This is a genomic window from Stenotrophomonas sp. Marseille-Q5258 (assembly GCF_946900935.1).
Taxonomy (GTDB): Bacteria; Pseudomonadota; Gammaproteobacteria; order Xanthomonadales; family Xanthomonadaceae; genus Stenotrophomonas; species Stenotrophomonas nematodicola.
In genome coordinates this window covers 19,673-40,028 of sequence record NZ_CAMPPN010000002.1, presented here as the reverse complement: position 1 = coordinate 40,028, position 20,356 = coordinate 19,673, and the positions used below count along the sequence as shown (strand labels likewise).

Annotated in this window: 17 protein-coding genes; 7 read left to right on the top strand and 10 right to left on the bottom strand. The window is 68.9% G+C overall.

Annotated features, from left to right (window positions below; translation table 11 throughout):
- Positions 1-298 precede the first annotated feature (298 nt).
- The 3 genes from OC534_RS01415 to OC534_RS01405 all read right to left on the bottom strand — a co-directional run bounded on the left by OC534_RS01415 (position 299) and on the right by OC534_RS01405 (position 4,560).
- The gene (locus OC534_RS01415; RefSeq protein ID WP_262071246.1) at positions 299-1,900 is read right to left on the bottom strand and encodes a hypothetical protein; all 1,602 of its coding nucleotides are present in this window, start codon (positions 1,898-1,900) and stop codon (positions 299-301) included.
- A gap of 3 nt (positions 1,901-1,903) precedes the next feature.
- Positions 1,904-2,992, bottom strand: coding sequence for a hypothetical protein (locus OC534_RS01410; protein WP_136004495.1), 1,089 nt, complete (start codon positions 2,990-2,992; stop codon positions 1,904-1,906).
- Between the two features lie 278 nt (positions 2,993-3,270).
- A complete protein-coding gene (locus OC534_RS01405; RefSeq protein ID WP_017356740.1) occupies positions 3,271-4,560 on the bottom strand; it encodes an NAD(P)/FAD-dependent oxidoreductase in 1,290 nt (429 codons plus the stop codon).
- A 163-nt stretch (positions 4,561-4,723) separates the two neighbouring features.
- Here OC534_RS01405 and OC534_RS01400 point away from each other — a divergent pair, with 163 nt between their 5' ends.
- Entirely contained in the window at positions 4,724-5,473 is a 750-nt protein-coding gene (locus OC534_RS01400) for an NYN domain-containing protein (protein WP_136004493.1), read from the top strand.
- Positions 5,474-5,545: 72 nt separating this feature from the next.
- Here OC534_RS01400 and OC534_RS01395 read toward each other — a convergent pair whose 3' ends face one another.
- Entirely contained in the window at positions 5,546-6,166 is a 621-nt protein-coding gene (locus OC534_RS01395; protein WP_136004491.1) for a glutathione S-transferase, read from the bottom strand.
- A gap of 103 nt (positions 6,167-6,269) precedes the next feature.
- On the opposite strand from OC534_RS01395, the gene OC534_RS01390 reads away from it, so the two are divergent.
- Positions 6,270-6,473, top strand: a complete 204-nt coding sequence (locus tag OC534_RS01390) for a hypothetical protein (RefSeq protein WP_229296492.1) — start codon at positions 6,270-6,272, stop codon at positions 6,471-6,473.
- 41 nt (positions 6,474-6,514) lie between these two features.
- Here OC534_RS01390 and OC534_RS01385 read toward each other — a convergent pair whose 3' ends face one another.
- On the bottom strand, positions 6,515-8,740 hold the full coding sequence (locus OC534_RS01385; protein ID WP_262071245.1) for a primosomal protein N': 2,226 nt from the start codon (positions 8,738-8,740) through the stop codon (positions 6,515-6,517).
- A 438-nt stretch (positions 8,741-9,178) separates the two neighbouring features.
- Here OC534_RS01385 and OC534_RS01380 point away from each other — a divergent pair, with 438 nt between their 5' ends.
- The 4 genes from OC534_RS01380 to sppA all read left to right on the top strand — a co-directional run bounded on the left by OC534_RS01380 (position 9,179) and on the right by sppA (position 14,207).
- Positions 9,179-10,183, top strand: coding sequence for a hypothetical protein (locus OC534_RS01380; protein WP_153164832.1), 1,005 nt, complete (start codon positions 9,179-9,181; stop codon positions 10,181-10,183).
- A complete protein-coding gene (locus tag OC534_RS01375) occupies positions 10,176-10,742 on the top strand; it encodes a DUF3106 domain-containing protein (RefSeq protein WP_136004485.1) in 567 nt (188 codons plus the stop codon). The genes OC534_RS01380 and OC534_RS01375 overlap by 8 nt, the downstream gene beginning before the upstream one ends.
- Before the next feature lie 119 nt (positions 10,743-10,861).
- Positions 10,862-12,229: an MATE family efflux transporter gene (locus OC534_RS01370; protein ID WP_136004483.1), complete on the top strand. Its 1,368-nt coding sequence runs from the start codon at positions 10,862-10,864 to the stop codon at positions 12,227-12,229.
- 73 nt (positions 12,230-12,302) lie between these two features.
- Entirely contained in the window at positions 12,303-14,207 is a 1,905-nt protein-coding gene (sppA, locus tag OC534_RS01365; RefSeq protein ID WP_136004481.1) for a signal peptide peptidase SppA, read from the top strand.
- A gap of 106 nt (positions 14,208-14,313) precedes the next feature.
- Here the strand turns inward: sppA and OC534_RS01360 are convergent, their stop codons facing one another.
- Positions 14,314-14,559: a hypothetical protein gene (locus OC534_RS01360; protein WP_136004479.1), complete on the bottom strand. Its 246-nt coding sequence runs from the start codon at positions 14,557-14,559 to the stop codon at positions 14,314-14,316.
- A gap of 161 nt (positions 14,560-14,720) precedes the next feature.
- Between OC534_RS01360 and OC534_RS01355 the strand changes: the two genes are divergently transcribed.
- Complete coding sequence (locus tag OC534_RS01355; RefSeq protein WP_136004477.1) at positions 14,721-15,497, top strand: SDR family oxidoreductase; 777 nt, start codon at positions 14,721-14,723, stop codon at positions 15,495-15,497.
- Positions 15,498-15,507: 10 nt separating this feature from the next.
- On the opposite strand, the gene OC534_RS01350 is transcribed toward OC534_RS01355, so the two are convergent.
- From OC534_RS01350 to OC534_RS01335, 4 genes are all read right to left on the bottom strand, one after another.
- A complete protein-coding gene (locus OC534_RS01350) occupies positions 15,508-16,233 on the bottom strand; it encodes a DUF4124 domain-containing protein (protein ID WP_316044047.1) in 726 nt (241 codons plus the stop codon).
- A 128-nt stretch (positions 16,234-16,361) separates the two neighbouring features.
- Positions 16,362-17,165 (bottom strand): DUF4124 domain-containing protein, encoded by an 804-nt coding sequence (locus tag OC534_RS01345; RefSeq protein WP_136004476.1) that lies wholly within the window; start codon positions 17,163-17,165, stop codon positions 16,362-16,364.
- 56 nt (positions 17,166-17,221) lie between these two features.
- Complete coding sequence (locus OC534_RS01340) at positions 17,222-17,782, bottom strand: Sua5/YciO/YrdC/YwlC family protein (protein WP_136004474.1); 561 nt, start codon at positions 17,780-17,782, stop codon at positions 17,222-17,224.
- Positions 17,783-17,798: 16 nt separating this feature from the next.
- Positions 17,799-20,297 carry a DNA topoisomerase I gene (locus OC534_RS01335; protein ID WP_262071244.1) on the bottom strand — a complete coding sequence of 833 codons (2,499 nt, stop codon included), beginning with the start codon at positions 20,295-20,297 and terminating at the stop codon, positions 17,799-17,801.
- Between the last annotated feature and the right edge of the window lie 59 nt (positions 20,298-20,356).

The following is a 20,356-nucleotide window of genomic DNA, read 5'->3' as shown; positions in this document are numbered from 1 at the left end:
TCATGACGACGATGGAAGATGGGGCGGGCGGGGACCGCTGGCGAGGCAGAGCCGGCGCGGCTGCAATGAGCGGCGCGTCGGGTGCCGCCCCGCGCGTGGCGGCGTCAATGTGGCTGTGCGCGGTGGGCGTGCCGCTGGACGCCGATTCCGCCAATGCGTGAGACCGGAGCCGCGAATCGGACCAGGGCCGATCTTCACCGTGGGCGTCCGCCACGGCACCGGCGTGATCGACGCCATCGACGACTGACGTGGGGCGCGGATGCAGCGCCCGGCAGGCACCGGGCGCTGCAGGGAGCGCTCAGGGGAGGTAGTTGCCGAGGCTGAAGGACCTGTGCTCGTGCAGGCTGGCGCTTGCCGCAACCGACAGCACGAAGTCCCGGTATCGCGGCTCGTCGTCGAAGCGCTTGGAGATCCGCTCCTGGTCGTCCATCAAAACCTGGGCGTGCTTCGCCCAGTCGGCCTGGATGGCGTCGCACTGTGTCGTCGTCAGTGAGGGGGACACCCACAGCGTGCCCGCTGTTTCCGGGGAGGCGTCGGCGAGGGCCCTGGCCACGGGGAGATGGCGGCACAGCTCGGAGTACTTTCCGCCCATCTGCGTTCCTGCCCGATACGTCATCGGCTGGGCAATGGTGGTCCCGATCACCAGCGACTTCGTGTCCACCACCGTAGGCGCATCAGCGGCGAAGGCCAGGACGTGGCTTTCCATCGGCCAGTCGGTTGTGGAGCCGATGTTCACATCCACACCGTTGCCGTATTTCCTGCTGGTGATTGCGTGGTGGGTGTGCCCCGAGACGTAGGTCCACCCTGCGGGGCGCACCTTGTTGAACAGCGCGATGAGTTTCCTGCGATCTCCCTTGAGATCGTTGAGCGGGAAATGACCGCCGACAATCAGGCTCCTCTCATCCGCCATGCCATCCAGCATCCTTGTCAGCGTTGCGTACTGCTCCCAGCCGAGACAGGCATTCTGTCCGGCATTGCTGAGCACATACGAGGGACCGCCGCGGGCGTTCTGGCACACGGACGTATCGATCAGCACCAGCGTGTGTCGCGCATCCAGGTCGACGGCCTGCACCATGTACGAGTTCCAGCTGCGGGCGTAGTCCGAGTGTCCAGGCGTCGTGGACTGCTTCGGGCGGTACCAGATGCCTTCGGAGCGATAGTTCAGTGCAGCCAGCGGTGTCCCAGGCACGGCGCTACCCGTGAATCGCAGTCCCCCGTGCTTTGCCGTGCCGCCCGGTGTCTGGACCAACCCCTGCGCCTCAAGGCTCGCTGCATAGCGTGCCATCCAGCGCACCTTGTTCATCGGGGTGCCGGGTTGCCCCCCGTTCCGGACAGGCTGATAGCAGCCGTCGGCCCAGTTGCGGTTGGCCATACTGGTGCCGGTGACCACAGGAGACGGCGTCGCGGTGTACCAGGTTTCGTCCACCGGCAGCGGCGCCCTGCTCATGTGATCAAGCGGGCGGGTATCCTCTGGGCGGGGCCCATACGAGTTCACGGTGCCCATCAGGTAACTGTCGTGATTGCCGTGTGCCATCAGGCGGATCGTGGTATCGGAACGCCGAAACTCCGCATCGAATACCTCGGCCTCGCCGCTACAGCCAATGTTGGTTCCATCTCCCAATACGACGACCAGGCGATTGTCCGCTGGCAGCTGTTCCATCCCACGGGTCAGTGAGTGCCTCAGCACAAGCGGCGCCAGCAGGTTGACCTCCGGCGGCCGGATCGCCACGCCCGACACCCAGTTGGACACCGGAAACATCTGCTTCAGCGCGGCGCCGTACACGTTGTGGATCTGCGGATCCGCCAGGAAGAACACCTGCGTGGGCGATGTCGTTTCCTCCGCGCCCAACGCCGACGCCGAACACGCCGCCAACGCGGCGGCAACCAGCACCTTGTGCATGCACTACTCCTCCTTGGTGGTGACACGTGACGCGGCCACTGGGGCAGTGAACTCCAGCATTGCCCGGACCAATGGGCCGCGGGGGAAGTGGTTGTTGCGCCGGAACGGGCGCATCAGCGGGGCGGGGCTGTCCTCGAACGGCAGCGCGATCGACCAGTGGTCGGCACGGAACACACCCAGCACCGTGCTGCCGGGAATCACGGCGTCTTCCAGCAGCACCTGTCCGTCGTTGCGCGCGTCGATCAGCGACAGCCACGCGTGCGTGCCGGCGAGCAGGGAATTGACGTTGCCACGTTCGGCAACGGCGACGACGCTGTAGGTGGGAAACGGCGGACGCGATGCCGCAAAGGCGTCGGCGACGCGCATGGCCTCCGCATGCGTCAGGCTGCGGACGCCCCCGGCATCGCTGCGGTCGCAGGTGGGCAGATCGAACCGCGCCAGGTCGCGATACAGCGTGTGCCCGTCATCGGCGAGCGGCGAGCCCTGCACCGCGCCGGCCACGGCGATCAGGGCCGATACCTTGTGCCGCCACGCAGCAGCCTGTGGCTGGCTGACCGCCAGCATCACGTCGGTGGCGCCCTTGGAATAGGCGATGATCACGGCGTTGGCATCCTCCGGCAGCCGGGCCAGGTGGGTATGCAGGTGGTCGGCGTTGCGCGCCGCGGACGCGCGCCCCTCCACGTCCGCCACGCTGACCCGGTAGCCCAGCGCTGCCAGCGCCGCATGGTCGTGCGAGAAGGGCGTTACCCACGGTGCCACGCACTCGCCGAAGATGCCGGGGATGATCACCAGATCGCGTGTGGCGGGCAGCGGGTCGGACAGGGGCCGGTCGGCGACGCCGGTGGCCCCGGCCTCGATCGGCCACCACCACCGCGCGCAGTCCTGCATCGCCGTGGCGGGCGTGGCCTGCAGGTGCCGGCAGAACACGGCGGAGAACGGCTGGCGTGCATCGGTGATGCCGGCCTGCGCCCAACTGCTGCGCACCGTCGGGTACGGGACGTCCTTCACGCCGATACCGGTGGTCGCGCTGCAACCGGCCAGCAGGGCCGACAGGGCCAGCGGCCAGCCTCGTACCTGACGGTGATGCGTCATGCGGCTTCTCCCCCTGAAGAAACTGCCGCGACTCTACCGCCGATCCCGGCGGTCGTCGAATCCGGGTCCGCGTGGTCGCAACGTGGTGACCCGCGATGGCGACGCGCACGACCATGCGCAACGCCTGCACGCTGCCTGCGGGACAGTCCGCGACGTGTGGCCGGCGAAGCGGGGCGACACCGCACCGGAGGCCGTCACCGCCAGCGTAAGGCACCTGCGCACGCCACGCATCGACGTCGCCCGTCGCCCGTCGCCCGCCCGGCTGAGTGCCGCCGGGCTCAGGGTGACGGGGGACGGAGCCGTCGGTCGTCGCGGTCGTCGCCGAAGATGATCCGCGCGCTGCGCTGGTAGCTCCAGTACGCCACGGCCCAGTTGAGCAGCACCACGATGCGGTTGCGGAAGCCGATCAGGAAGAACACGTGCGCGGCCAGCCAGAACCACCAGGCGAGCACGCCGGACAGCTGCAGCCTGCCCAGGTGCACGATCGCCGCCATGCGCCCGATCGTGGCCAGGTTGCCGACGTCCTGGTACGCGAAGGGGCCCGGCGTGGGCTTGCCCTCCAGCCGCGCGCGAATGGTCGCGGCGACGTGCTTGCCCATCTGTTTGGCGGCGGGCGCAACGCCCGGTACCGGTTTGCCGTCGGCTTGGCTGATGGCGGCCAGATCGCCGGCCACGAAGATCTCCGGGTGACCGTCCAGCGTGAGGTCGGGTTGCACCGGCACGCGGCCGGCGCGGTCCAGCGGGACGTCGAGCGTGCGGGCCAGCGGCGATGCCGCCACGCCAGCGGCCCAGACCACGGTGCGGGCGGCAAAGAACCGGTCGCCCAGCTGGAAGCCCTCGCCATCGATGTGGGTCACCGGCGTGCCGGTCAGGACATCCACGCCGAGCTTCTCCAACTGGCGACGCGCCTTCAGCGACAGCACCTCGGGGAAGCTGGACAGCACGCGCGGACCGGCCTCCACCAGGCGGACCTTGGCGCTGGCCGGGTCGATATGACGGAACTCGTTGCGCAATGTGTGGCGCGCGATCTCGGCCAGCGTGCCGGCCAGTTCCACACCGGTCGGGCCGCCGCCGACCACGGCGAAACTGAGCCAGGCGGCCTTGCGCGCCGGGTCCGGTTCGGCCTCGGCGCGCTCGAAGGCAAGCAGCAGCTTGCGGCGCAGTGCGATCGCATCGTCCAGGGTTTTCAGGCCTGGCGCGTCGGCGGCCCATTCGTCGTGGCCGAAGTAGGCATGCGTGGCCCCGGTGCAGAGCATCAGCATGTCGTAGCCGAGCTGGCTGCCGTCGGCGAGGGTGATGCTGCGGGCGTGCTTGTCGATCGCGGTGACTTCGCCCAGTCGCACCTCGACGTTGCGCTGGTTGCCGAGGATATGCCGCAGGGGTGCGGCGATATCGGGTGCCGACAGGCCGGCGGTGGCCACCTGGTAGAGCAGCGGCTGGAACAGGTGGTGGTTGCGGCGGTCCACCAGGGTGATGCGGACGTGCGCCCTGGCCAATGCGCGGGTGGCCCAGAGGCCGGCGAAACCGCCACCGATGACGACCAGGTGGGGCAGGGGGGCGCGGGTCATGCAGTCACTCCTGGGCTGGGGCCGGCCATCCGGCACCGTGGGAACGTTGTCGACGCGTCGTATCGTCGCACGTGACGCGCGATGTTCACGTGGATGGTCGATACTGGGTTCAGCAGCGGTCGCGCTTGCCGGCGGCCTGTGTCCATCCGCACTGGAGGTCGAGATGTCCGAACCGGAAAAGCGCATCGCCCTGTTGATCGATGCCGACAATGCGCCGTCGTCGAAGATCGACGTGGTACTGGCCGAGGTGGCGCGCTATGGCGTGGCCAACGTGCGCCGCGCCTACGGGAACTGGAAGAGCCCGCGGTTGAAAGGCTGGGAATCGGTGCTGCACGCCTACGCGATCCGCCCCATCCAGCAGTTCGCGTACAGCCGGGGCAAGAATGCGTCGGACATGGCGATGGTGATCGATGCGATGGACATGCTGTATGCGCGCAACCTGGACGGCTTCGCCATCGTCTCCAGCGATGCGGATTTCACCCCGCTGGTGATGCGCCTGCTGACCGACGGGGTGAAGGTGTATGGCTTCGGCGAGAAGAAAACGCCGGAGCCGTTCGTCAACGCCTGCTCGAAGTTCACCTACCTCGAAGCGCTGGGACAGGGCCACGCTGCCGACCCGGAAGTGGAGCAGGACAACGAGGAAGCGCGGCCGCGCAAGACCGGCCCGGAGCTGCGCAGCGACACCCGCCTGGTACAGATGCTGCGCCGCGCGGTGGCGTCGGCCGAAGCCGAGGATGGCTGGTCGCACCTGGGCCCGGTCGGCAGCCAGATCGGCAATCAGGCCTCGTTCGACTCGCGCAACTACGGCTACGCCAAGCTGAGCGAGCTGCTGGCCGCGACGGGCCTGTTCGAAATGAAGAAGGACGGCAAGTCGACCTACGTCCGCGCGCTCCCCAGGAAAAGCGCCCGGTAGCGCCGACCGTTGGCCGGCTGCGCTGCGCGCCTGAGCCGACCAGCGGTCGTCGCTACCGGCGAGGTCCCCGGCTCAGGTCAACGCCGTCATGACACCGCGCTGGTACGCGGGCCGCTGCTTCAGGCGCTCGTACCAGTCGGCCAGGTGCGGCAGCGCGGGGCGCTGGATGGGCATTTCGAACCACGCGTAGGCAAAGGCGCCCAGCGGAATGTCGCCCATCGCGAAGCGCTCGCCGGACAACCAGGGCTGGCGCGACAATGCATCGTCGGCCATCGCCAGCAGCTCACCCGAGCGCACCAGCGCGGCCGCAATGCGCGCGTCGTCGCGGTCGGCCGGGGCGGTACGCAGCGTGCCCCAGAACAGATCGCGGAAGGCGCCGGAAAAGGTGGAGGTGGTCCAGTCCATCCACTTCTCCGACTGCGCACGCTCGACCACATCGTCCGGATACAGCGTGCCGAGCGAATAACGCGCGGCCAGATAGCGCACGATGGTGTTGGATTCCCACAGCGGCAGGCCGTGGTCTTCGATCACCGGCACCAGGCCGTTGGGATTCATCGCACGGTACTCCGGCGACTGTGTGCCGCCAAACGCGCCGCCAACCTCGATCGACTCGTACGGCGCTCCGATTTCTTCGGCGCACCACAGCACCTTGCGCACGTTGCTGGAATTGCGACGGCCCCAGATCTTCAGCATGGTCAGGCTTCCCGTTCGAATGGAATGCGCGCCACATGGCCGCGCGGTGCGGCTACGATACGCCGATCGACCGCGTCACGGTCACCTTCAAGGAGCGAAACGGATGGGGATGTACGTCTTGGAACTGGGGCTGTTGGTGGTCGGCGCGGTGTTGCTGGTGGTGGGCTATCGCCGCAACCGCCGCACCATGCTGGTGGCGGCCGCGCTGGTGTTGCTGGTCAGCGGTGTCGTGCCGGATGTGGTCGAGGGTTTCGCAGAGGGACGCGCCAACGCCGACGCGCGACCGTTGGCCTTGCTGCAGCACTGACATCGCGTATCGGAGAGGGCGCGGGCCGACGCGCGCAGCGTTCAGTACAGGTCAGTCGGGTCCACATCCAGCGACCAGCGCACGCGCCGCGCCTGCGGTAGTGCGGAGATCTGCGGGGTGACCTGGTCCAGCGCCCGATGCAACGGTCCGCGCGCGGGGGCCGACAGCAGCAGCTGCACGCGTTGATAGCCGGCGCGGCGCGGCATCGGGGCCGGCATCGGGCCGTAGCGTTCGATCACCGCGTCATCCGGTACCAGTGCGCGCACCGCCATCAGCATGGCGGTGGCATGCTCCACCTGCTGCGCTTCGGCACGCAGCAGAGCCAGATGCGCGAACGGCGGGAACCCGGCCGCTTCGCGCTGCTGCAGCTCTGCCGCGGCAAACGCGTGGTAGCCGCCATTGACCAGGGTGTCCAGCAGGGGATGTCCCGGATGATGGGTCTGCAACCAGACCTCGCCGGGATGCTCGGCGCGTCCTGCCCGACCGGCCACCTGGATCAGCTGCTGGGCCAGCTTCTCGCTGGCGCGGAAGTCGGCCGAGAACAGCCCTTCGTCGATGCCCACCACCACCACCAGCGTGAGCTTGGGCAGGTCGTGACCCTTGGCCAGGATCTGCGTGCCGACCAGGATGCCGGCCTGGTCGCCGAGCGTGGCCAGCTGGGTCTCCAGTGCATCGCGTTTGCCGGTGGTGCCACGGTCGATGCGGATCACCGGCACCTCGGGGAATGCCTCGACCAGATGCTCCTCCAGTCGTTCGGTGCCGATCCCCTGCGGCTGCAGAGCGAGGCTGCCGCAGTCCGGGCAGGCCAACGGTGCCGCCTGGCGCGCACCGCAGTGATGGCATTGCAGTCGGCGCCCGCCGGCATGCACGGTCATCGGTGCATCGCAGCGCTGGCAGGGCGCGGTCCAGCCGCAGTCATGGCACAGCAGTACCGGCGCGTAGCCGCGGCGGTTCTTGAACACCAGCACCTGGTGCCCGGCCTGCACGTGTTGGGCGATGCCGTCCAGTACGTCCGGTGACAGCCCATCGCGCAGCGGCCGCTTGCGCACGTCCAGCACCCGCACGCGCGGCGGCCGTGCCTCGCCGGCCCGCTGTTTCAGGCGCAGGTGCATGTAACGCCCCGCCTGCGCGTTGTGCAGCGATTCCAGCGACGGCGTCGCACTGCCCAGCACCACCGGCACATCCAGCGCCTTGGCGCGCACCAGCGCGAAATCACGGGCGTGATAGCGGATGCCGTCCTGCTGCTTGTAGCTGCCGTCGTGCTCTTCATCGACCACGATCAACCCGGCGTTGGGCAGCGGGGTGAACACCGCCGAGCGCGTGCCGACGATGATCTGCGCCTCGCCACGGGCGGCGGCGGCCCATACGCGGGCGCGCTCGTTGTCGTTCAGGCCCGAATGCAGCGCATGCACCGGAATGCCGAAGCGGGTGCGGAAGCGCGACAGTGTCTGCGGTGTGAGGCCGATCTCCGGCACCAGCACCAGTGCCTGCCGGCCCTGCGCCAGGCAGGTGGCGATGGCCTGCAGATACACCTCTGTCTTGCCACTGCCGGTCACGCCGTCGAGCAGGAACGGGGCGAAACCGCTGGCGGCGCTGATCGCGGCGATCGCGTCGGCCTGTTCGGGATTGGGCGCAGGCGCGGCGCGCACGCTGACCGCCGGCGCCGAATGGGCCAGCGCCACCCGCTCCACCAGTCCGCGCTTGGCCAGCGACCGTGCGGCGCTGCGCCAGTCGTCCATGAGGCCATCCAGCCGGTCCTCGTCCACCGGCCCGTCGGCCAGCCAGGTTGCCAGGCGCTGCGGGCGGGTACCCGCGCGCAGCCGCTCACGCTGCTGCGTGCCCTCGGCGGTGAGCTGCCAGCCCCACGGATGGGTGTCCGGCACCGGATCGCCCCGCCGCAATGGCGCCGGCAGCGCCGTACTCACCACCTCACCGAGCGGGGCGTGGGTGTAACGCGCCAGCCACTGCAACGAGGCCCACAGTTCGCCGCCCAGCAGCGGCTGCGGATCGATCCACGCCTGCGCCTCCCGCAGGCTGTCCGGGCTGTCCACCGCGCCGACCGCGGCCACCATGCCGATCAGCTCGCGCGCCCCGAACGGCACCCGTACCCGGCAACCGACCTGGCCCGGTACGGCGGCGGTCCCGGGCGGCGGCGCGTAGTCGAACAGCTGCGGCAGCGGCACCGGCAGGGCCACGCGCAGGGTCGGGAAGGACGGGGTCGGATCGGGTCGGGCAGACGCCGACCGGGGCAGAACGGGGCTGGACATCGGTGCAGTGTAGCGGCCCGACCGGACCCGTCGGCCGTGCATCGAGACAGTCTCGCCATGCGGCGAGAAGAATAAATCGCACCTAAATATCGGTGTGGATTGGAGATTCAGGCTTATCCACATCTTCTGTGGATAAGTCTGTGTGCGACTGCCGATCTTGGGACGATGGGTAAGGAACTTCCGACCTTCGTGTCGGATTGGTCAAAAAATAGCCACATAACAATAGTCAATAAAAACAACAAGATACCTGTGAAACAAAGTTGAAACATCCCCCGGTCCCGTGAGGCGCTGCCACTTCCTGCCGATTTCGTTGGTGCTGTGCACAACCTGCGGCTGATTGCGACATCGAGGTCGGCATGGGCCTTCACATGTCAACTACATCGGCATGCCCGACGGGCCGGCGCAATCGCTATCATTTCCCCACTTGATGGAGTTGCTATGACGGCTGCGACCGCCCCCGTTTCTTCTACTGCAGCCGGTGCGCTGTCGGCGTTTCTCCGCGGCGTTGAACGCCGTGCCCTGGTGGTGGCCGAGCTGCAGTGTGGCGACCCCACCGTGGCCGAGCAGGCACTGGTGGCGGTGATGCGCGCCTTTGCCGGCATCGCCAGCGATGTGCCGATGGCCCAATGGCCGGACCGGTTCTGGATCCTGCTGGCGCACCGCCACCCGATCCGCGTGCCCGCTGCGGGGGGACAGTGGCCGCCCGGGCTGGCCCATCTGCCGACGCTGGCACCGCCGGCCCGGCTGGCGCTGCTGCTGCGTGTCGGCGGGGGCCTGGACGAGGCCGCTGCGGCACAGATCCTGGATCTGCCGGTCGCCGATTACCAGCAGGCGCTGGCCGAGGCGTGCCCGCGCGATGCCCAGGGCCATCCCGACGCAGCCGGCTGGCGCGCGCTGGCCGAGCAGGTCCAGCAGCGCCTGCGCGAGGTGCCGGCCACGCGCCTGCAGCGCCTGCAGCAGCCGGTGGCGGCGCCCGCCGCGCCCAGCGATGCGGCGTCGTGGCGCACCCCGGTCAAGACCGACGCCGCACCGGCACCCCGCGTCCGGGCCCGCCGCCAGGGGCGCCGTGTGCCGTGGCGCGGCCTGGTGATCGTGGCGGGGACGGTGGCCGCGCTGCTGGGCGGGGCCACGTGGTGGAAGCACAGCCGTTCCGCGGTCGATCCGGCCGCCAGCGTGCCCGACGGCGCGGTGGCCGTGGACAATCCGGTCAGCACCGAAGCCCTGCCCGAGGCCGATCCGCCGACCATCGCGCCCGCCGCCGCCGCCCATGCGGCCAGCGATGCGGCAATGCTCGCCGATCCGGACCTGGCGGTGGCCCGCGATGCCGATCTGTACGCCTGGTTCGCCGCGGGCGGCCCGGTGCCGGTGGACGAGTCACAGCCGCAACCCAGCCGCCCTGAACCCGCTACCGCCGGCCTGGAGACGGCAGGCGCCGATGAATAAGCCGATCCTGCTGATGGCCTGCCTGGCCGCGACCCTGTCGGTCCCTGCGGCGGCGACGTCGGTGCCATTGCCGCTGCCGTCGGAGGCCACGCCGGTGCCGGCCACCCGCACCGCCATTCCGACCACCGCCAGCGCGCTGGACCCGGCCCAGCTGGCCGAGCTGCGCGCCCGCTATGCCATCTGGCAGTCGCTGCCCGAGTCCGAGCGCGCCCGTGTCCGCGACGGGGCACGCCGCATTGCCGCGCTCACGCCGGCCCAGCAGCAGACCCTGCGCGAGCGTTTCGCCCAGCAGGACCAGCGCTTCCGTGATGGCTGGCTGCTCGGGCCGCACCTCGGCCAATCGTTCCCGAAGCTGCAGGGCCTGTTCGGCTACCTGCCGGCCGAGCAGCGCGAACCGGCGCTGGCGGTCCTGCGCCAGCTCAGCGTGGACCAGCTCGCCCAGCTCAGCCTGATCGCCCAGCGCACGCCGCCGCAGGAACGGGAGCAGGTGCGCAGCCAGTTCCTGGCGCTGGCGCCGGGCGCCCGCGATGCGTGGCTGAAGCAGCACGTCGGCCACTGACACCGCGCGCCCATTCACTTGGCATCGTGGGTTTTGTCATGCCGCGCGCGTAAGATGGCGGGCCGCAACCCGGTGCCTGTGCCCTCCGCGCGCGACCGTAGTTGCCGTCTGTGATCCCCATGTCCATCGCTACCCCCACGCCGCGCCTTTCCCGGGAAGTGCGCGCCACCGGTCTGCTTGCGTTGCCGCTGGTGCTCGGCCACGTTTCCACCGGCCTGATCTCGTTCGTCGACAACGTCATCGCCGGCCACCACGGCACGCAGACGCTCGCCGCGGTCACCATCGGTACCGCGCTGCTGTGGCTGCCGATGCTGATTCCGATCGGCACCCTGATCTCGCTGACCGCGTCGGTGTCGCAGCTGCACGGTGCCGGACGCGAGCGTGAGATCGGTCCGTTGTTCCGCCAGGCGCTGTGGTTGGCGCTCGGCCTGGGCCTGATCATGTTCGCCTTCCTCACGGTGGTACCGCCGCTGTTGCCGGCATTCGGCATCGCGCCGGACATCGTGCCCGGTGCGACCGCGTTCCTGCATGCGGTGCGCTGGGGCGGCCCGGCACTGACGCTGTACTTCTGCATGCGCTATCTCAGCGAGGGCATGCACTGGACGCTGCCAACCATGATCCTGGGCTTCGGCGGCCTGCTGGTGCTGGCGCCGCTGGGCTATGTGCTCTGCTACGGCAAGCTCGGTTTCCCGGAAATGGGCGCCGAAGGGCTGGGCATCGCCTCGGCGACGATGATGTGGCTCCAGGCGCTGTGCTTTGCCGGCTACCTGTGGAAAACCAGGCGCTTCGCCCACCTGCAGCTGTTCTCGCACGTTGAGCTGCCGCGCTGGGCGGCAATCTGGGACCTGCTGCGTACCGGCCTGCCGATCGGCATCACCGTTCTGATGGAAGGCGGTCTGTTCATCGTCACCGCTCTGCTGATCGGCCGCCTCGGCGCCACCGAAGCAGCCTCGCACCAGATCGCAATCAACGTGGCCCAGCTGTGCTTCATGATCCCGATGGGCGTAGCCGAGGCCACCACCGTGCGCGTGGGCCATGCGGTCGGCAGCGGCAACGGGCTGGGCGTGCGGCGCGCGGCCAATGCCGGTCTGGTGATCATTCTGGGCACGCAGACGCTGTCGGCGCTGGTGCTGCTGTTCGGCCACGACGCCATCGTCGGCGTCTACACCGCCGACCTGGGCGTGGCCGCCCTGGCCTCCACGCTGCTGCTGTACGCGGCCGCGTTCCAGTTCCCGGACGGCATCCAGGTGCTCTCGGCCGGCGCGCTGCGCGGTCTCAAGGACACCCGGGTGCCGATGTTCATCGCCATGTTCTCGTACTGGGGGCTGGGCATGCCGCTCGGCGCCGGGCTGGGCCTGGGGCTGGGCATGGGGCCGCAGGGCATGTGGCTGGGCCTGATCCTGGGCCTGACCGCGGCGGCGATCCTGATGGCCTGGCGTCTTCGCGTCAGCAGCCGCCGCATCGGGCTCGCCCAGGCGTCACCCTGACTTGTGTCCGATGCCGGATCCGCCGGCACCGGCTATTCTGGCAATACGGCAAGAAGCCAACCTGGAGTTTTCCATGAACCAACCCGCGCGTCGCAATCCCGTCGCCAGCTTCTTCATCGGGCTGTGGGATGTGATGAACTTTACCCGCAGGCTGATCCTCAACCTGCTGTTCTTCGGTCTGTTGTTCCTGCTGCTGATTGTGTTCATCGTCGCGATGGGCAAGGGCGCCGGGGCCAGCAAGCCGCTGCAGGACCGGACCACGCTGGTGATCGCGCCGGAAGGCCGCCTGGTGGAGCAGTTCAGCGCCGATCCGGTCAGCCGCGCGCTGGCCCGCGCCGTGGGCGACAACAGCGCCGAGGAAGTGCAGCTGCGCGACCTGATCCGTGCCATCGAAGCGGCCCGCGACGACAAGAAGATCGAGCGCGTGGTGCTGCAGCTGGACAAACTGCAGCCGAGCGGTTTCGCCTCGATGCGCGAAGTGGTCGCGGCGCTGCAGGACCTGCGCGCGGCCAAGAAGCAGGTCGTGGCCTTCAGCGAGAACATGAGCCAGTCGCAGTACCTGCTGGCCTCGCAGGCCGATGAGGTCTATCTCGATCCGATGGGCTCGGTGGTGCTGGAAGGCCTCGGCCGTTACCGGCAGTACTTCCGCACCGGCCTGCAGGACAAGCTGGGCGTGGACGTGCACCTGTTCAAGGTGGGCGAGTTCAAGTCCGCCGCGGAGCCGTACGTGCTCGACGCCGCGTCGCCGCAGGCCAAGGAAGCGGACCTGTTCTGGATGAACGACGTGTGGCAGCGCTACCTCGGCGACATCGCCAAGGCCCGCAAGCTGGATGCCGCGCAGCTGGCAGCCGGTATCGACACCATGCCCGAAGGCGTGGCCGCCGCCGGTGGCGACCTGGCCAAGTTCGCCCTGCAGCAGAAGCTGGTCGATGGCCTGAAGACCCGCGAGGAAGTGGAGGACCTGCTGGCCGACCGTGGTGTGGCCGATGGCGACGCCGACGGTGGCTACCGCAACGTCAACATGGACGCCTACCTGGCGCTGCTCGACACCCGCCGTTCGCCGGTGGATGCGCGTCCGCAGGTGGCAGTGGTGGTGGCTGCCGGCGAGATCTCCGGCGGCGACCTGCCGGCCGGCCGCATCGGTGGCGAGTCCACCGCCGCGCTGCTGCGCGAAGCGCGCGACGACAAGGATGTGAAGGCCGTGGTGCTGCGCGTGGATTCGCCCGGCGGTGAAGTGTTCGCCTCCGAGCAGATCCGTCGCGAAGTGGTCGCGCTGAAGGCCGCCGGCAAGCCGGTGGTGGTGTCGATGGGTGACCTGGCCGCCTCGGGTGGGTACTGGATCAGCATGAACGCCGATCGCATCTATGCCGACGCCTCGACCATCACCGGTTCGATCGGCATCTTCGGGATGATCCCCAATGTCAGCCGTTCGCTGGACAAGATCGGCGTGCACACCGACGGTGTGGGCACCACGCGCTTCGCCGGTGCCTACGACATCACCCGCCCGATGGACCCGGCCGTGGGCCAGGTCATCCAGTCGGTGATCAACAAGGGCTACGCCGACTTCACCGGCAAGGTCGCCGAGGCCCGCGGCAAGCCGGTCGAGGCCGTCGATGAGGTGGCCCGTGGTCGCGTGTGGAGCGGCGCCCAGGCCAAGGAGCGCGGGCTGGTCGACGCGTTCGGCGGGCTGAAGGAGGCGGTCGTCGACGCGGCAGGGCGTGCCAAGCTCGGCAAGAGCGATGCGTACCGCGTGCGCTACATCGAGAAGGGTGCCACGCCGTTCGCGCAGTTCGTCAGCGGGTTTGCCGGCAGCCGCATGGGCGGTTACATGCTCAGCGAGTCGGGCATGGCACGCATGATGCTGGCCCGGTCGATGCCGGAACTGGATACCCAGCTGCGCTTCGTCGAAGACGCGGCGCGCGATCCGCGCGGCAGCGCACCGGTCAAGGCGCTGGCGTACTGCTTCTGCGGCTTCTGACCGCTTCAGCGTGAAATCAAAAAGCCCGGCAAACGCCGGGCTTTTTTTTTCAGGGGTCCGCTCGGCGCCAGCCGTCCGGACAGGGCGCGACGCTGCGACCCCGCAGTCAGCGCGATACCGGCGGAGCCGGCGTTGCCGGGGTGTCGGTGGCGGCGCGCTCGGCGGCATCCAGGTCCGGTGCTTTTTCCAGCATGTCGCGTGCGGCCTTGGCGCGATCCAGCGGCCGCTGGATCGCATCGCGCATCTGCGTGGCCTGCGGTTCGGGCGGGGTGTCCGGGGGCGCTGGCGCTGGACGGTTGCACGCGCCCAGCAGGAGCAGCGTCGGCAGCAACAGGAGGGTTCGCAGGGACATGGCAACCTCGCAACACACACGGGCGGAGACGGCAGTGTCGCACCGCCCGGCGCGGCCTGTGTGAGGATGCGCATGCGCGTTATCCTGTCGCCCGGGGCGCCGTGTGGTGCCCGCACAGACGATTCCACGGCCGCCGCGCGGCCCATCGGCAGGAGAACACCGTGAGCACGCAACGTTGGCGATTGGATGGACAGACCGCATTGATCACCGGCGCCAGTGCCGGCATCGGCCTGGCGATCGCGCGGGAGCTGCTCGGGTTCGGTGCCGACCTGCTGATCGTGGGTCGCGACGCCGATGCGCTGGAGATGGCGCGCGATGAACTGGCCGATGCCTTCCCCGATCGCGAGATCCACGGCCTGGCCGCCGATGTCTCCGACGACGAGGACCGCCGCGAGATCCTCGACTGGGTGGAAGACCACACCGATGGCCTGCACCTGCTGGTCAACAACGCCGGCGGCAACATCACCAAGCCGGCCATCGAGTACACCGAGGACGAATGGCGGGGCATCTTCGAGACCAACCTGTTCTCGGCGTTTGAATTGTCGCGCTACGCCCATCCGCTGCTGACCCGGCATGCGTCCTCGGCGATCGTCAATGTCGGCAGCGTTTCCGGCCTGACCCACGTCCGCAGCGGCGCGGTGTACGGCATGACCAAGGCGGCGATGCACCAGTTGACCCGCAACCTCGCGGTGGAATGGGCCGAGGACGGCATCCGCGTCAACGCGGTGGCGCCGTGGTACATCCGCACCCGCCGCACCTCCGGTCCGCTGTCCGATCCGGACTATTACGACCAGGTGATCGAGCGCACGCCGATGCGCCGGATCGGCGAGCCCGATGAAGTGGCCGCCGCAGTGGGGTTCCTGTGCCTGCCCGCCGCCAGCTACATCACAGGCGAGTGCATCGCCGTGGATGGCGGCTTCCTCCGCTACGGGTTCTAGCGCGCCCGCGTCAGTCCGGCACGGCGCAATCGCTGGCGGCCAGGACCGCATGCAGGCGCTCGCGCTCGGCCGTGGCGGCGGCATGATTGTCCGCCGTGGCGAAGCGTTCGCGCCCGCGGGCGTCGCGGAAGCGCTGCTGCCAGCTGGCACAGCGTTGCGGTTCCGGCACTGCCTCGCAGGTGTCGCGTACCACTTCGCAACCGGCCGCGTTGACCGGTGTGTTGCCGCCGCCGAGGCCGGTCACCGACATCAGCAGGCAGATCGGCGGGGCCGGCTCCAGCTCATGCAGGTAGGTGCCCCGCTCGGTGGACTCGCAGCGGAAGATCGGCGGCAGTGGCGCCTTGGGCGCCGCCGCGTCGGCGGCCGATGCCGTGGCGGCGTCGCGGCGCAGTGTGTCGCTGTCGAGGATGCCGTTGCCGCTGTCGTCGGCGGGCCCGGCCTGCAGCACCGGCAGCGCGCCCGGTGCAAGCACCCCTGGACGCGGTACCGGCACGGCGGCATCGTGGGGCGCCGGTGACGCCGCTGGTGCGGGTGCCGGCGTGGCGGCGGGGGCCGTACGGGCGGGCATCGCAATGCGCTGGATGCGTTGCTGGCTGCCGGGCGGGCAGGCGGCGTTCTGGATGGTCAGGCCGCCGTCGGCGGCCGTGCAGCGGTAGAACACCGCGTCCTCGGCCGTGGCCGGCAGCATCAGTGCCAGCCCGGCCAGCGCGCAGGCGCGCGGAAAGAAAGACATCATGCGGTGGGATTCATACGTGCTGGTCGAGCAGGATCGGATTGCCGTCGGGATCTTCCAGCATGATGCTGGCCGGGCCGGTCGTGGTTTCATCGGCTTCTTGCATGTGTGCCTCCTTGCGCCGAAACGCGTCAATTGCAGTCGCGGTCCAGCCGCGCATCGATGCTGCGCTGTTCGCGGTTGATCGCATCGCGTTCGCTCTGCAGGGCGCTGTTGTAACGCCGCTGCAGTTCCCAGCGCCGGTCGTTGAGGCGTGAGCATACGTCCTGCTGGGGCAACGGGTGGCAGGCATCGCGGACCAGCACGTTGCCGGCCGGCATCTCCAGCCCGCCGTAGCCGGGCCGCGGATAGCCGTTGCCCTCCCACTGCGAACTGCCGCCGCCGAACGCCAGACGGCCGCCGACATGCGAACCCTGCCCCGAGATCGACACCGATCCGCCGCTTGAGGTCACCGAGCCGCTGTCCATCGGCACCACCGGTGGCAGCGGGCGCGGTGGTGGCCGGCCGCCACCCGGCGGACGCGGACCCGGCCGACCAGGCGGATAGGGCAGATACACACCGGTCCACACCGGCACCCAGCGCGGGTTGCCCTCATTGCTGTCGCTGACGTAGCGGTCGCCGTCGCTGGTGACGCATTCATACATCGGCTGTGGTGGCTGCACGTACACGTGGCGAACCTCACGCTCGGGCGCGCGGGTGGCCGCGGGCGTGGCCGGATCGGCATCGCTGCGGACCACGCGCGGGGCCGGGTCGCGCGGGCGCTGCATGTCGCGCACTTCCTGCTTGCCGGTGCTGCACGGGGCATCCTGCAGCGACACCGCGCCCGTGCTGCCCACGCAGCGGTAGATGCGCACGCTGGCATCCTGCTGGGCACCGGCCGGGCCGGGACCGAGCAGCAGGAACAACGGCAACCACAGGGCAGGGCGGGGGCGCATGACCACAGTGTGCGGCTTTGCCGCGGCCCGCGCAAAACCCGGCGCAGGCGGCCGGCTCAGCTGCGCAGCACCTGGCCGCTGAGTGCGTCGCGGATCGGGGTCGGCTGGGCCAGGCCGCCGGTGGCGCCGTCGACGATGCCCGCCAGCAGGGGCAGCAGGGCCGGGTCCAGTTCGCCGCGCTGGCGTGCCGGCGGCTGGCCGGCGAGGTTGGCGCTGGTGGATACCAGCGGCCCGCCCCAGGCGCGACACAGCGCGGCCACCAGCGGGTGGGCGCTGATCCGCACGGCGATGCCGGTGTGCTCGCCCGTGATCCAGCGCGGGGCGCGTGGGCCGGCCGGTACGATCCAGGTGTTGGCGCCGGGCCAACTGGCCCGTACCTCGGCCAGGCGCGCGGCGGGCAGCGCCTCCAGGTCCACCCAGCCGTCGAGCTGGGCGGTATCGGCGGCGACCAGGATCATGCCTTTCTCGATCGGGCGCTGCTTGATCGTCAGCAGCGTCATCACCGCCGCTTCGTGGCCGGGATCGCAGCCCAGGCCCCACACCGCTTCGGTGGGGTAGGCGATCACCCCGCCAGCGCGCAGCGCAGGCAGGGCGGTGTCCGGGGTGAGTACGTTCATCGGGTGCTACCGGGGGTCAGGCCTTCTTGGCGACGGCCTTCTTGGCCACCGTCTTCTTCACGGCCTTCTTGGCGGCCGTTTTGCGGGGGGCGGCCTTCTTCGTGGCGGCCTTCTTGGTCGCCGTCTTCTTCACCGCCGCCTTCTTCGGCGCAGCCTCCTTCTTGACCGCGGCCTTCTTGGCCACGACCTTCTTGGCGGCCTTCTTGCCGAAGCCCTTGCGCACCGGCTTGCCGGTTTCTTCCATCAACTGCTGGACGTCGGCCAGGGTCAGCGAGGCGGGCTCGCGATCCTTGGGGATCTTGCCGTTCATTTTGCCGTCGCTGAGGTACGGGCCGAAGCGACCGTTCAGCACCTGGATCTCGCTGCCTTCGAACTCCTTGATGATCCGGTTGCGTGCGATCTCTTCCTTCTCTTCGATCAGGAACACCGCTCGGGCGAGATCGATCGTATAGGGGTCATCTTCCTTCTTCAGCGAGGCGTAAGTGCTGCCACGCTTGGCGAACGGCCCGAAGCGACCGATGCCGACGCTGACGTCTTCGCCGTTGTCCTGGCCCAGCGCACGCGGCATCAGGAACAGTTCCAGCGCGTCTTCCAGCGAAATGGTGTGCATCGACTGGCCGGGACGCAGCGAGGCGAACTTCGGCTTGTCTTCGGCATCTTCGGCGGTGCTGCCGATTGCCGCGTATGGCCCGAAACGGCCCAGGCGCACGCTGACCGGCTTGCCGGTCTTGGGATCGGTACCCAGCTCGCGGGCACCGCTGGCCTCGGCCCGGTCCACCGATTCCTTCTTCTCTTCGACCAGCTTGTTGAACGGTTCCCAGAAGCGGGCCATCAACGGAATCCAGTCCTCTTCGCCACGCGACACCGCATCGAGCTCGTCCTCGAGCTTGGCGGTGAAGTCGTAGTCCACGTACTGGGTGAAGTGGCTGGACAGGAACTTTGACACGGCGCGGCCCACGTCCGACGGACGGAAGCTGCGGCCTTCCATTTCCACGTACTTGCGGAACAGCAGCGTCTGGATGATCGAGGCGTAGGTCGACGGACGGCCGATGCCGTACTCTTCCAGCGCCTTCACCAGCGCCGCTTCGGTGAAGCGCGGCGGCGGCTGGGTGAAGTGCTGTTCGGCCAGGATGCGTTCGAGCGGCACGCGGTCGCCGGGCTTCATCGCCGGCAGCTTGCGGCCTTCATCGTCGTCCTCGGCGCTCTTGTTGTCCTTGCCTTCCTCGTACACGGCCAGGAAGCCGGGCACGACCACGGTGGTGCCGCTGGCGCGGAACACGTGTTCGCTGCCGGCCGAGAGATCCACGCTGACCGTGTTGAGCGTCGCCGGGATCATCTGGCAGGCCACTGCACGCTTCCAGATCAGCTCGTAGAGCTTGCGCTCGTCGTCGGTGAGGTAGCGCGAGACCTGGGCCGGGGTCCGCAGTGCCGAGGTCGGGCGCACCGCTTCGTGCGCTTCCTGGGCGTTCTTGGACTTGGTCTGGTAGGTGTTGGGCTTGTCCGGCAGCGCGGCAATGCCGTAATCGCGCGCGATCACGTCGCGGATTTCGGCCAGCGCATCCTGCGACAGATTCACCGAGTCGGTACGCATGTACGAGATCAGGCCAACCGTGCCCTCATCGCCGATCGCCACGCCTTCGTACAGCTTCTGCGCCACCTGCATGGTCTTGCGCGTGGTGAAACCGAGCTTGCGCGAGGCTTCCTGCTGCAGCGTGGAGGTGGTGAATGGCGGCGCCGGACGGCGCTTGCGCTCCTTGCTGGCCACATCGGTGACGTGCAGCGCGCCCTGCGCGGCCTGCTGGATGCGCATCCGCGCGTCCCCGGCGGTGTCGCCGTCGGTCACCGTGAACTGTTCGAACTTCTTGCCGTCGAGCTTGATCAGGCGTGCATTGAAGTGCTGCGAGGGGTGCGCGCACTCGGCATCGATGCTCCAGTACTCGCGGGCGATGAAGGCTTCGATCTCTTCCTCGCGCTCGACGATCATGCGCAGCGCCGGGCTCTGCACGCGGCCGGCGGACAGGCCGCGCTGCACCTTGCGCCACAGCACCGGAGAGAGATTGAAGCCCACCAGGTAGTCCAGCGCGCGGCGCGCCTGCTGGGCATCGACCAGGTCGCCGGCGATCGCGCGCGGCTGGCTCATGGCTTCCTTGATGGCGCGCGGCGTGATCTCGGTGAAGACCACGCGCTGCATCGGCTTGTCCTTGACCAGCCCGCGTTCTTTCAGGATCTCGGCGATGTGCCAGCTGATTGCTTCACCCTCGCGATCCGGATCGGTCGCCAGGAAGATGTCGTCGGCCCCTTTGGCGGCCTTGGCAATCGCATCGACATGCTTCTCGTTCTTCTCGATCAGGTCATAGCGCATCGCGAAGTTGTTGTCGGGATCGACCGCGCCTTCCTTCGGGACCAGATCGCGCACATGCCCATACGAGGCCAGGACGGTGAAGTCCTTGCCGAGGTATTTGTTGATCGTCTTGGCCTTGGCAGGCGATTCGACGATGAGCAGGTGCTTGGGCATGGCGTCTATTTCTATGGGCAGCAGCCCGGGGAGGGCGCTAGGGTGGAGCAAATGGCCGC